The organism is Streptomyces sp. NBC_00414 (genome assembly GCF_036038375.1).
Classification (GTDB): domain Bacteria; phylum Actinomycetota; class Actinomycetes; order Streptomycetales; family Streptomycetaceae; genus Streptomyces.
Genome location: NZ_CP107935.1, coordinates 5,193,182 through 5,205,108, shown reverse-complemented (window position 1 = coordinate 5,205,108; position 11,927 = coordinate 5,193,182). Strand labels below are relative to the sequence as shown.

The following is an 11,927-nucleotide window of genomic DNA, read 5'->3' as shown; positions in this document are numbered from 1 at the left end:
AGTGGTCCGTCCGTGCCGACCGCTCCCCCAGGTGCACGAGGTGAACAGGACCGGAGGCGTCCCCGCGCGACACGATCCATGTCATGCGCTCACGTCGCCGTCACCGTCCCCTGCTCGTCACGCTGCTGTCGTGCGCGCTGGCCGTTCTGATGGCCGGACCCACGGCGGCCACCGGAGACGCCGACAGCTCCGACAGCTCCGACAGTTCAGACAGCACCGGCGGGGTCGGCGTTGAGGTCGTGCGGCTGTACGAGGAGGTGTCCCTGGCGACGCAGCAGTACGAGGCGGGGCGCCGCGAGGCCGAGGCACAGCGGGGCCGGACCCAGCGGCTGGAACGGCTTCTCGACCGGGAGCGGCAGGACATCGCCCTGCTGCACGGGGACCTCGGCCGCATCGCGCGCGCCCAGTACCGCGACGGCGGTGGACTCCCGCACACCGCGCGGATGCTGCTCGCGGACAGCCCCGAGGAGCTGATGCGCGGTCAGCGTGCCGTCCGGCAGGCGGACCTCGCGGTCGACAACGCCGTCACCAGGAGCCGCCGGGCCGAGAGCAGGCTCGCCGCCGACGAGTCGAGGGCGGCCTCCGCCCGGCGGGCGCTGGAACGGCGCAACGACGAACTCGCCGAGATCAAGCAGGGCATCGAACGCAAGCTGGAGGAGGCCCAGGGGACGCTCCAGGGGCAGGCGGACGCCTCGGTCGCCGCGGGCGCCTGCCGGGGTTCCGCGCGGCTGGACCAGCCGGACACGGCCTTCACCCGGCGATGGGTCCCGCCGGTGGAGACGTACGGGCTCTCCGCGGGATTCGGCAGCGGCGGTGAACGCTGGGCGAGCCGGCACACCGGGCAGGACTTCGCGGTGGACATCGGTACGCCGGTGCGTTCGGTGGGCAAGGGGCGGGTGGTGAAGGTGTCGTGCGGCGGGCCGTTCGGCATCGAGGTCGTGGTGAGGCACGCGGGCGGTTACTACACGCAGTACGCCCATCTGGCGGCCGTCACCGTGGACCAGGGGGAGCGGGTGTCCGTCGGGCAATGGGTCGGCCAGTCGGGCACGACCGGCAACTCGACGGGCCCGCATCTGCACTTCGAGGTACGCCTGACCCCGCGGTCGGGCTCGGCGATCGATCCGCGGGAGTGGCTCGCCGAGCGGGGAGTCGAGCTGTAGGCCGGGAAGGGGGTCGCCTGTGGCCGGGGGCGAGCCGATGGCCGCCCGTGGCCGGCGAACGCGGCCACCGACGGCCGGGGGCCCGTTCCCGGCGGTGTTCCGCCCCCGCCGGTGTTCCGCTTCTACCGGTGTTCCGCGAGTATCCGCTCGATCACCACGGCCACGCCGTCCTCGGTGTTGGCGGCCGTGCGTCCGGACGCCGCGGCGATCACGTCGGGGTGCGCGTTGCCCATCGCGTACGACGTGCCCGCCCAGGTGAGCATCTCCACGTCGTTCGGCATGTCACCGAAGGCGACGACCTCTTCGTGCGAGATACCGCGCTCGGCGCAGCACAGCGCGAGGGTGCTGGCCTTCGATACGCCGGGGCCGCTGATCTCCAGCAGCGCGCTGGGGCTGGACCGGGTCACGTTGGCCCGGTCGCCGATGGCCAGCCGGGCGGTCATGAGGAAGTCGTCCGGGGCGATCTCGTGGTGGTACGCGAGGATCTTGAGCACCGGTTCGTCCGCCCCCGGGGCATCCGGCGCCAAGAGCTTCTCGGCGGGCGCGAGGGAGTCGGGAGCCTCCAGGTGCAGCTTCGGGTAGGCGGGCTCCTGGTAGAAGCCGTACGTCTGCTCGATGGCGAAGAGGGTGCCCGGAGCGGCGTCGCGCAGCAGCCGTACGGCGTCGAGCGCGTTCTCCCGCGCCAGTTCCCGCACCTTGACGAAGCGGTGGGCGCCGGGGCCGCCGTGCAGATCGACCACGGCGGCGCCGTTTCCGCAGATGGCAAGTCCGTGACCATGGACGTGATCACTCACGACGTCCATCCAGCGAGCCGGGCGCCCGGTCACGAAGAAGACCTCGATGCCGGCCTCCTCGGCGGCGGCCAGGGCGGCCACCGTGCGCGGCGAGACGGACTTGTCGTCGTGCAGCAGGGTGCCGTCGAGGTCCGTGGCGATCAGGCGGGGCGGGAGGGGGGAGGCCGGAATCCCGGGCCGTCGGGTCGCTGAGGTCACTCCGTCATTCTCCCGCATATGCGCGCACGGGCGTGCGGCGGTCCGCACATGTGAGTGACACAGCCCTTGACCTGCAGTTTTGCCAGACGCAGCCCGGTGGGCGGACGGCAGTCGGGGGCGCGCCCGGTAGGGGGTGGGGGTGGTGGGGGGGGGGGGGGGAACGCCGCGAGCAACCCGGAACGACCTGCGGCCGCGTACCGGGCCGTACCCCCTCCCCACCGGGCGTGCGACCCGGTTGAGCAACCGGGTGTCCGCCCCAGCTGGGCAACCGGGCGTCAGCCCAGTTGCGACACCGCTTCCAGCGCGATCTGCTCGAAGACCTTCTCGTCCGCAGCGAAGTCGGAGTCCGGGATGGGCCAGTGGATCACGATGTCCGTGAAGCCCAGCTCCTTGTGGCGGCCCGCGAAGTCGACGAACGCGTCGAGAGACTCCAACGGACGTCCGCGGTCCGGGGTGAAGCCGGTGAGCAGGACCTTGTCGAGCTCGCGCACATCGCGGCCGGCCGTCTCGCACGCGGCGGTCAGCTTCTCCAGCTGACCACGGAGGGCGTCCACCGACTGGTCGGGCGTGCCCGCCTCGAAGAGCTTCGGGTCCCCGGTGGTCACCCACGCCTGCCCGTGCGCGGCGGCGAGCCGCAGCCCGCGCGGCCCGGTGGCGGCCACCGCGAAGGGCAGCCGGGGGCGCTGGACGCAGCCGGGGATGTTGTAGGCCTCACGCGCCGAGTAGAACGTGCCGTCGTACGACACGGTGTCCTCGGTGAGCAGCCGGTCGAGCAGCGGTACGAATTCGGCGAAGCGGTCGGCCCGCTCGCGCGGCGTCCACGGCTCCTCGCCGGTGCGCAGCAGCGTCGTGGCGTCGAAGCCGGAACCGCCCGCGCCGATGCCCAGCGTGATCCGGCCACCGGAGATGTCGTCGAGCGAGATCAGTTCCTTGGCGAGGGCCACCGGGTGCCGGAAGTTCGGGGAGGTGACCAGCGTGCCGAGGCGCAGCCGGTCGGTGGCGCCCGCGGCGGCGGTCAGCGTCGGCACGGCGCCGTACCAGGGGCCCTCGCGGAACGTCCGCCATGCCAGGTGGTCGTACGTGAAAGCGGTGTGGAACCCGAGCTGCTCGGCGCGCTGCCAGGTGGAACGCCCTCCCTCGTGCCAGCGGAGGTACGGCAGGATCACGGTGCTCAGACGCAGACTCATGTCGCAGAGCCTAAGCGCAGCCGTGCGGCACACCGAAGCGGCCGACCGGCGGTTGACCGGCGAGCGGTCGGTGAGTGATCGGCGAGTAATCGGTACGTGGCCCCATCAGGCCCCGACTCCCGGTGTCTGGCTCCCGCGAGCGGCCCGGTTCCCCGGCCTCAGTGCGTGGCCGGAAACCGCAGGTAGCGCGGGGGTACGGCGGCCGTGAGCCAGACGCCGTTGGCGCTGACCGTGAAGACATGGCCGTCGCGGCTCATGGCGCCGGCGTCCACGGAGAGCACGACGGGGCGGCCACGGCGCGCTCCGACGCGGGTCGCCGTCTCGCGGTCGGCCGACAGGTGCACGTCGTGCCGGTTCATGGGCCGCAGGCCCTCGGCGCGGATCGCGTCCAGACTGCGGGCGACGGTGCCGTGATAGAGGTACGCGGGCGGGGTCGCCGACGGCAGACCCAGGTCGACCTCCACGGAGTGGCCCTGGCTGGCGCGGATCCGGGTGCCTTCGATCGCGAAGCGCCGCTTGTCGTTGTGGGCCACCACGTGGTCGAGCTCGCTCCGGGTGAAGCGGAAGCCGTGTGCCGCCGCCGCGGCCATCAGCGTGCCGATCTCGACCCAGCCGCCCTCGTCGAGCGTGAGCCCGATCCGCTCGGGCTGATGCCGCAGATGCTTCGAGAGGTACTTCGACACCTTTACGGTGCGCCTCTCGTCGAGACCGCTTCTGTTCGGGTCGGTCCCGGCGGTCGGATCATTTCCCGCGCGGTCGTTTTCGTTCATCCCGTCAGGGTGCCTGGAGAGACACTGATCACGCGATTGATTTTGGCCCGGAGGTTTGATCCACAGCCAAATGCGTTATCCACAGGCTCAGTTGGGGATTCTGTGGACAACTTCCTTCTCATTCACAGGGGTTCGTCAACTTCCGCCGTCCGAGGGCCCTGTGCGGCCAGCGCGTCCAAGCCTCTTGCCCTGACCTCGCGTTCGGCGGCCAGCGCGATGAACTCGGCCGCGTGCTCCGCGCCGACAAGGCTTTCCACAGCGGTCATTGTCGTCGCGGGTACCGCCACGGTGCGTGTCCCGTCCACACCTGGCCGGACCTGCTCCACACCCAGGTGCCGGCGCAGCTCCCGGTGGGCGAACAACTGCATGGCCCGAGCCAGTTCGGCGTCCACCGTCTGACGGGCGAGCGGCCGCAGCCGACGTACGAGATCGGCCGCTTCCGTGGCGTCGGCGTCGTTCGGCGGATGTTCGCCGAGATAACGGGCGAAGACGTGCTCGGCCGTGAACTCCAGGAACCGCGAGGCGATGTGCTCGACCTGACCCCTCAACTCCCGCAGATGGCCGGCGATCGCGGACAGCGGAACGCCCGCCTCGTACAACTCGGCCGCCACCGCCAGCTCCTGGGGGCTCGGTACGAGGAACATGTCCTCCTGGCCCGGATTCTGGCCCGGAATTCTTTCGAGCACTCCCAGTTCGACCGCTTCGGCGACCGCCGCGTCGTCCGAGCGCCCGCCGAACCGTTCGTCGAGCTCGGCCCGCGAGATACGGACCGCCTCCTCGTCCGTCCACGGCCCGTCCACCTCGGCGACCAGGCCGAGCACGCCTCCCAGGCCACGCCCCGCGTCCCAGGCCTCCAACAACTCCTTGATGGAGGCCAGGGTGTAGCCGCGGTCCAGCAGGTCCGCGATCTGCCGCAGCCGGGCCAGATGCGTGTCCGCGTAGACGTTGGCGCGCCCGCGCCGCTCCGGTCGGGGGAGCAGCCCGCGGTCCTGATAGGCGCGGATCGTCCGGACCGTGGCGCCACTGCGGTGCGCCAGGTCCTCGATCCGGTACGCGGCGCCGGCCGGTTCGTCGATCACGGTTCCTGCCCTCCCGAGTCCCCGTGGCCCTCCCGGGTCCTCGTCGCTATGCGATCGCTGCCCTGCCGATCGCCCCCGCCGCCGCCCGAGCGGCGGGCGACAGCGCCAGATACTCGACCGCGCGGCGCATCGAACCCTCCTGCGAGGGATGGTACGAGCGCCGCAGATAGCGCGGCACGGCCGAGCCCAGCTCCTTCCACGTGGGCAGCAGCCCCTTGCGCACCGCCCGGTTGTGCTCCTTGAGCGAATAACGCAGCCGGCCCGCCAACCGCGGGTCGTGGCGTATCAGATAGGCCGCGCCCCACGCCCACATGTACAGCATCACAGGAGCCGTGACCGCCATGCCCGCCACCCGGCGCGCATACCGGGGCAGGCCCTCGCCGCCGCAGTGCTGGTACATGTCGAAGGCGACCGCGCGGTGCTCGACCTCCTCCGCGCCGTGCCAGCGCAGCAGGTCGAGCATGACCTCGTCGGAGCCCGCATCGTCCAGTCCCCCGGCGGCCAGCACCCAGTCGCCCAGCACCGCGGTGAACTGCTCTATGGCCGCGACCACCGAGAGCCTCAAGCACAGCCACTCCCGGGCCGGTATCCGGCCCAGCGGCGGAGTCTCGCCCAGGATCCTGCGGAACAGGAACTCGACGTGCCTGGTGTACGCGTCCGTGTCCAGCCGCTGCGCCGCCAGATGGTCCAGCACGTACGAGTGCTGCACGCTGTGCGTCGCCTCCTGGCCCATGAACCCCTTGACGTCCTTGAGGAGTTCGGGGTCGGTGACCAGCGGCAGGCCTTCCTTGAAGACCTTGACGAACCACCGCTCCCCCGCGGGCAGCAGCAGATGCAGCACGTTGATGACGTGGGTGGCGGTCGGTTCGTCCGGTATCCAGTGGAGCGGGGTCTCCTCCCAGTCGAAGGAGACCCGGCGGGGCGTGATGGTGTGGTGCTCGGTCACAGCGGTGGCTCCATCCGTGCGATCGCGCGCAGCGCCCTGGGGGCGAAACGGGACATGAGTCGGCCGCCGCGCGCCTCCACGGTCACGGGCACCACGGCCTGGTTGCGGACGACGGCCCGCACGATGGCCTCGGCGACCTTCTCCGGCGGGTAGTTGCGCAGCCCGTACAGCCGCGCGGACCTCTTCTGGCGCCGCTTCTCCTCGGCGGCGTCGACTCCCGTGAAGCGGGCGGTCGAGGTGATGGCGGTGTTGACGAACCCGGGGCAGATAGCCGAGACGCCGATGCCCTGGCCCGCCAGCTCGGCGCGCAGGCACTCGCTGAGCATCAGCACCGCCGCCTTGGAGGTGCTGTAGGCGGGCAGCGCCTTCGACGGCAGATACGCGGCCGCCGACGCGGTGTTGACGATGTGGCCGCCCTGCCCGCGCTCGGCCATCTGCTTCCCGAAGAGCCGGCAGCCGTGGATCACACCCCACAGATTGACGTCGAGGACCTTCCGCCAGTCCTCCACGGTGGTGTCGAGGAAGGAGCCGGACAGTCCGATCCCGGCGTTGTTCACCAGGACGTCCACCACCCCGTACTCCGCGGCGACCTTCGCGGCGAGCTGCTCCATGGCCCGCTCGTCCGAGACGTCGACCGTCTCGGCCCAGGCCTCCGGGGCGCCGGCGAGGCGGGACAGCTCCGCGGTGCGCGCCGCGCTCTCCGCGTCCCGGTCGACGGCCACCACGCGCGCGCCGGCCTCGGCGAACGCGAAGGCGGTGGCCCGTCCGATGCCGCTGCCCGCGCCGGTGACCAGCACGAGCTGCCCGCCGAAGCGGTCGGCGTGCGGGCCGCTCACCGCGGGCGTGGGCCGTCCGCCCTCGGTCGAGTTCACGAACTCGGTGATCCAGGCGGCCAGCTGGTCGGGCCGGGTGCGCGGGACCCAGTGCTTCGCCGGGAGGGTGCGGCGCACCAGCCGCGGGGCCCACTGCTCCAGTTCGTCGTAGAGCCGCTCCGACAAGAACGCGTCCCCGAGGGGAGTGATGAGCTGCACGGGCGCGTGCGCGTACGCGTCGTCGCGGGGCCTGCGCAGGCGCGGGCGGACGTTGTCGCGGTACAGCCATGCTCCGTGGGCCGCGTCCGTGGGCAGCGACGAGGTCGGATAGTCGCCCGCGGGGACCTTCTCCAGCCGGCGCAGGATCTTCGGCCACTGCTTGCCGAGGGGGCCGCGCCAGGCCAGTTCGGGCAGGACGGGGGTGTGCAGCAGGTACACGTACCAGGACTTGGCGCCCTGGCCGAGCAGTTGACCGACCCTGCGGGGCGTCGGGCGGGACACCCGCTTCTTGATCCAGTGCCCGAAGTGGTCGAGGGAAGGCCCGGACATCGACGTGAAGGAGGCGATCCGCCCCTCCGTGCGCTTGACCGTGGTGAACTCCCAGGCCTGCACCGAACCCCAGTCGTGGCCCACCAGGTGCACCGGCCGGTCCGGGCTGACCGCGTCCGCGACCGCCAGGAAGTCGTCCGTCAGCTTCTCCAGGGTGAATCCGCCGCGCAGGGGCCGGGGCGCGGTGGACCTGCCGTGGCCGCGCACGTCGTACAGCACGACATGGAAGCGCTCGGCCAGGCGCCCCGCGACCTCGGACCACACCTCCTTGGAGTCCGGGTAGCCGTGCACGAGCACCACCGTCGGCTGTGTCGCCGGATCACCCCACTCGGCGACACACAGCTCGACCCCGCCCGTGCGCACCCACCGCTCGCGCGCACCCCGGAGGGTCACTTGTTCTTCGCCATGGGTCACTTGTCCTCCGCCCAGCGCCGCACGTGCGGCAGATCGTCGTCCAGCCAGAACGCGCTCTGCTCGGGGTCCCGGGAATCGGTGACCACGAGGATCTCCTCGAACTTCGCGCCCGTGCCCCGGAATCCGAGGTGCGGTTCGACCGCCCACAGGCCCGGATGCGGCGGGTGGTCGGAGAAGCGGTACGGCGACCACAGGGGCGACCAGCCGTCGCGGTGGCCGTGGAGCGCGTCGCTCGCCAGACCCTTGAGGGACTGCGTGCCGAATCCGAACAGGCGCGGTGACCAGCGCCGCTCGCGGACGCGGTCCACCTTGTGCGCGATCACGCCGAAGGGATACGCCCGATGACGGTTCGCGTAGCCCTGGCGGACCATGAGCCGGTCCACGTCCTCGTAGATCTCCCGCAGCGGGCGCCGCTCGCGCACCTCGCGCAGGAGCAGCTCGCGGTGCGCCTCCAGATCGGCGAGCAGCCGGTCCTGCACGGGGTTCGGCCCCAGCGAGCCGGAGTACCCGATGTCCGCGGTGCAGCCGTTGAGCACCGGAGCCGTGTCGAGGATGAACGGCATCCCCGGCTCCAGGCGTCTGTTCGTCGGGAAGAACTGCAGCGGGATCCGGAAGCCCGTGAACGCCGTTCGGTCCCCGAACCACGCGAAGGGCAGGTGGAACCAGTCCCGGACCCCGCGCTCACGCAGCCAGTCGCGCTGCATCCGCGCCGCCTCGCGCTCGGTCACACCCGGCTTCAGCTGCGCGGCCACCGCTTCGGCGCACGCGTACGCGAGCCGCTGCACCTCTCTGAATCCGCTGAGCTCCGCCGCGAGCGGGCCCGGTGGGGCCACTGCTGAGGTCATGTCACCGTCCGTTCCAAGCCCACTGCCGTACGCGCCCGTAACTTGACACTGATGAATGTGACAATTGTTGGCGGCTGCGTCAATAGGTGGGTGCGAGGCCTGTGGAAAACCGTGTGGTTGTGGACAACCCGGCCGACCCGGGCGACCCGGGCACTGTGGTGGCCGCGGGTTGTTCGACCTGAGGGGGACCCCTACGGGCCCGTACGACTGGAGAGTGACGGCGATACAGCTCCCAGGTCTGACGACTGATGTGGTCTGCGCCACTACCTTCGGAATGTGACTGTGATCGCGACCGAAAGCCTGAGCAAGCGGTTCCCCCGGGTGACCGCTCTTGACCGGCTCTCCGTGGACGTCGGACCCGGTGTGACCGGACTCGTCGGAGCCAACGGAGCCGGCAAGTCCACACTGATCAAGATCCTGCTGGGTCTGTCCCCCGCCACCGAGGGCCGCGCCGCGGTGCTCGGACTCGATGTCGCCACCAAGGGCGGCGACATCCGGGAGCGCGTGGGGTACATGCCCGAGCACGACTGTCTGCCGCCCGACGTCTCGGCCACCGAGTTCGTCGTCCACATGGCGCGCATGTCCGGCCTGCCCCCGGCGGCGGCCCGCGAGCGCACCGCGGACACGCTGCGCCACGTCGGCCTCTACGAGGAGCGGTACCGCCCCATCGGCGGCTACTCGACGGGCATGAAGCAGCGCGTGAAGCTCGCGCAGGCGCTGGTCCACGACCCGCAGCTGGTCTTCCTCGACGAGCCGACGAACGGCCTCGACCCGGTCGGCCGCGACGAGATGCTCGGCCTCATCCGCCGCATCCACACCGACTTCGGCATCTCCGTCCTGGTCACCTCGCACCTGCTCGGCGAGCTGGAGCGCACCTGCGACCACGTCGTCGTCATCGACGGCGGCAAGCTCCTGCGGTCCAGCTCCACCACGGACTTCACGCAGCGCACGGCGATCCTCGCGGTCGAGGTCACCGACACGGACGAGCACCCGGACGGCACCGGCGCACTGCGCGAGGTGCTGCACGCGCGCGGGGTCGAGACCCACGACGGCAGCGGCCTGCCGGGCGCGGGCCACATCCTCCTGCTCACCGCGCAGGGCGAGGAGACGTACGACCTCGTACGGGACGTCGTCGCCGACCTGGGCCTCGGTCTGGTGCGCATGGAGCAGCGCAGGCACCACATCGCGGAGGTCTTCAAGGACAGCGACGAACAGGCGGCCAGGGACGCCCAGGCGCAGGCGGCGGCCCTGAAGGACGGCGACGAACAGCGGAAGGAGGCGGTCGGCCATGGCGGTTGAGCAGCCCCAGGCACAGGCTCCGGCTCGCGCGGGCGAGCAGACGCAGATCCACAACATCGGCTACCGCAACTACGACGGCCCGCGCCTGGGACGCGCGTACGCCCGCCGCTCGCTCTACTCGATGTCCCTGCGCGGCTCGTACGGCCTCGGCCGCTCGGTGAAGTCCAAAGTGCTGCCGATGCTGCTCTTCGTGGTGATGTGCGTCCCCGCACTGATCATGGTCGCGGTCGCCGTCGCCACCAAGGCGAAGGACCTGCCCGTCGACTACACGCGCTACGCGGTCATCATGCAGGCCGTCATCGGCCTGTACGTCGCCTCCCAGGGACCGCAGTCCGTCTCCCGCGACCTGCGCTTCAAGACCGTCCCGCTGTACTTCTCGCGCCCCATCGAGACCGCCGACTACGTACGCGCCAAGTACGCGGCACTGGCCTCGGCGCTGTTCATGCTCACCGCCGCGCCGCTGCTCGTGCTGTACGTGGGAGCGCTGCTGGCCAAGCTCGACTTCTGGGACCAGACCAAGGGCTTCGGACAAGGGCTCGTCTCCGTGGCACTGCTTTCGCTGCTCTTCGCCGGCATCGGCCTGGTCATCTCGGCCGTCACCCCGCGCCGCGGCTTCGGTATCGCCGCCGTCATCGCCGTGCTGACCATCTCCTACGGAGCGGTCTCCACGGTCCAGGCCATCGCCTACGACCAGTCCAGCAGCGACGCGATCGCCTGGCTCGGGCTCTTCTCGCCCATCACGCTGATCGACGGGGTGCAGACCGCCTTCCTGGGCGCCACCTCCGCCTTCCCCGGCGGCGACGGCCCGTCGAGCGCCCAGGGCGTCGTCTATCTGGTCGTCGTCCTGGGACTGATCGCAGGCTGCTACGGCCTCCTGATGCGCCGCTACCGAAAGGTCGGACTGTGACCGCCCGCCCGTCGTCCGCCACCACCACCCTTCCAAGGAACGGGCCGCGCCCATGAGCACCCTCACCATCGATCACGTCTCACGCTGGTTCGGCAACGTGGTGGCCGTCAACGACATCACCATGACCATCGGCCCGGGCGTCACCGGTCTGCTCGGCCCGAACGGCGCCGGGAAATCCACCCTCATCAACATGATGGGCGGCTTCCTGGCCCCCTCCACCGGCTCCGTCACCCTCGACGGCAGGCCGACCTGGCGCAACGAGGAGATCTACAAGCAGATCGGCATCGTCCCCGAGCGCGAGGCGATGTACGACTTCCTCACGGGCCGCGAGTTCGTCGTCGCCAACGCCGAGCTGCACGGCCTCGGCGACAAGGCCGCGCACCGGGCCCTCGCCACGGTCGAGATGGAGTACGCGCAGGACCGGAAGATCTCCACGTACTCCAAGGGCATGCGCCAGCGCGTGAAGATGGCCTCCGCGCTCGTCCACAACCCGTCGCTGCTGCTGCTGGACGAGCCCTTCAACGGCATGGACCCGCGCCAGCGCATGCAACTGATGGAACTGCTGCGGCGGATGGGCGACGAGGGCCGCACGGTCCTCTTCTCGTCGCACATCCTGGAGGAGGTCGAGCAGCTCGCCTCGCACATCGAGGTGATCGTCGCCGGACGGCACGCGGCCAGCGGCGACTTCCGCCGGATCCGCCGCCTGATGACCGACCGCCCGCACCGCTATCTGGTCCGCTCCAGCGACGACCGCGCGCTCGCGGCCGCGCTCATCGCCGACCCGTCGACGTCCGGCATCGAGGTGGACCTCCAGGAGGGCGCGCTGCGCATCCAGGCCGTCGACTTCCCCCGCTTCACGGCCCTGTTGCCGCGGGTGGCCCGCGACCACGGCATCCGACTGCTCACGGTCTCACCGTCCGACGAGTCCCTTGAGTCCGTCTTCTCGTATCTCGTCGCGGCGTAGGAG

The 11,927-nt window shown here is 71.0% G+C and carries 11 protein-coding genes; 4 read left to right on the top strand and 7 right to left on the bottom strand.

Annotated features, from left to right (window positions below):
- Positions 1-83: 83 nt before the first annotated feature.
- Positions 84-1,160, top strand: a complete 1,077-nt coding sequence (locus OHS59_RS22525; RefSeq protein WP_328495203.1) for a M23 family metallopeptidase — start codon at positions 84-86, stop codon at positions 1,158-1,160.
- 122 nt (positions 1,161-1,282) lie between these two features.
- Here OHS59_RS22525 and OHS59_RS22520 read toward each other — a convergent pair whose 3' ends face one another.
- The 7 genes from OHS59_RS22520 to OHS59_RS22490 all read right to left on the bottom strand — a co-directional run bounded on the left by OHS59_RS22520 (position 1,283) and on the right by OHS59_RS22490 (position 8,754).
- Entirely contained in the window at positions 1,283-2,170 is an 888-nt protein-coding gene (locus OHS59_RS22520) for a Cof-type HAD-IIB family hydrolase (RefSeq protein WP_328495202.1), read from the bottom strand.
- Between the two features lie 257 nt (positions 2,171-2,427).
- On the bottom strand, positions 2,428-3,339 hold the full coding sequence (locus tag OHS59_RS22515) for an LLM class flavin-dependent oxidoreductase (RefSeq protein WP_328495201.1): 912 nt from the start codon (positions 3,337-3,339) through the stop codon (positions 2,428-2,430).
- A 158-nt stretch (positions 3,340-3,497) separates the two neighbouring features.
- Positions 3,498-4,109 carry an RNA 2'-phosphotransferase gene (locus OHS59_RS22510; RefSeq protein ID WP_328495200.1) on the bottom strand — a complete coding sequence of 204 codons (612 nt, stop codon included), beginning with the start codon at positions 4,107-4,109 and terminating at the stop codon, positions 3,498-3,500.
- Positions 4,110-4,231: 122 nt separating this feature from the next.
- Positions 4,232-5,188, bottom strand: a complete 957-nt coding sequence (locus tag OHS59_RS22505) for a MerR family transcriptional regulator (protein WP_328495199.1) — start codon at positions 5,186-5,188, stop codon at positions 4,232-4,234.
- Between the two features lie 46 nt (positions 5,189-5,234).
- Positions 5,235-6,134 carry a metal-dependent hydrolase gene (locus OHS59_RS22500; RefSeq protein ID WP_328495198.1) on the bottom strand — a complete coding sequence of 300 codons (900 nt, stop codon included), beginning with the start codon at positions 6,132-6,134 and terminating at the stop codon, positions 5,235-5,237.
- Positions 6,131-7,888: an SDR family oxidoreductase gene (locus OHS59_RS22495; protein WP_328499312.1), complete on the bottom strand. Its 1,758-nt coding sequence runs from the start codon at positions 7,886-7,888 to the stop codon at positions 6,131-6,133. The genes OHS59_RS22500 and OHS59_RS22495 overlap by 4 nt, the downstream gene beginning before the upstream one ends.
- Before the next feature lie 17 nt (positions 7,889-7,905).
- Entirely contained in the window at positions 7,906-8,754 is an 849-nt protein-coding gene (locus tag OHS59_RS22490) for a M24 family metallopeptidase (RefSeq protein WP_328495197.1), read from the bottom strand.
- Between the two features lie 282 nt (positions 8,755-9,036).
- Between OHS59_RS22490 and OHS59_RS22485 the strand changes: the two genes are divergently transcribed.
- From OHS59_RS22485 to OHS59_RS22475, 3 genes are read left to right on the top strand one after another with little or no spacing between them, the layout of a single operon-like run.
- Entirely contained in the window at positions 9,037-10,053 is a 1,017-nt protein-coding gene (locus tag OHS59_RS22485; RefSeq protein ID WP_328499311.1) for an ABC transporter ATP-binding protein, read from the top strand.
- A complete protein-coding gene (locus OHS59_RS22480) occupies positions 10,043-10,960 on the top strand; it encodes an ABC transporter permease subunit (RefSeq protein WP_328495196.1) in 918 nt (305 codons plus the stop codon). Before OHS59_RS22485 ends, OHS59_RS22480 begins: the two co-directional genes overlap by 11 nt.
- A 52-nt stretch (positions 10,961-11,012) precedes the next feature.
- A complete protein-coding gene (locus tag OHS59_RS22475) occupies positions 11,013-11,924 on the top strand; it encodes an ABC transporter ATP-binding protein (RefSeq protein WP_107020467.1) in 912 nt (303 codons plus the stop codon).
- The last annotated feature ends 3 nt before the right edge of the window (positions 11,925-11,927 follow it).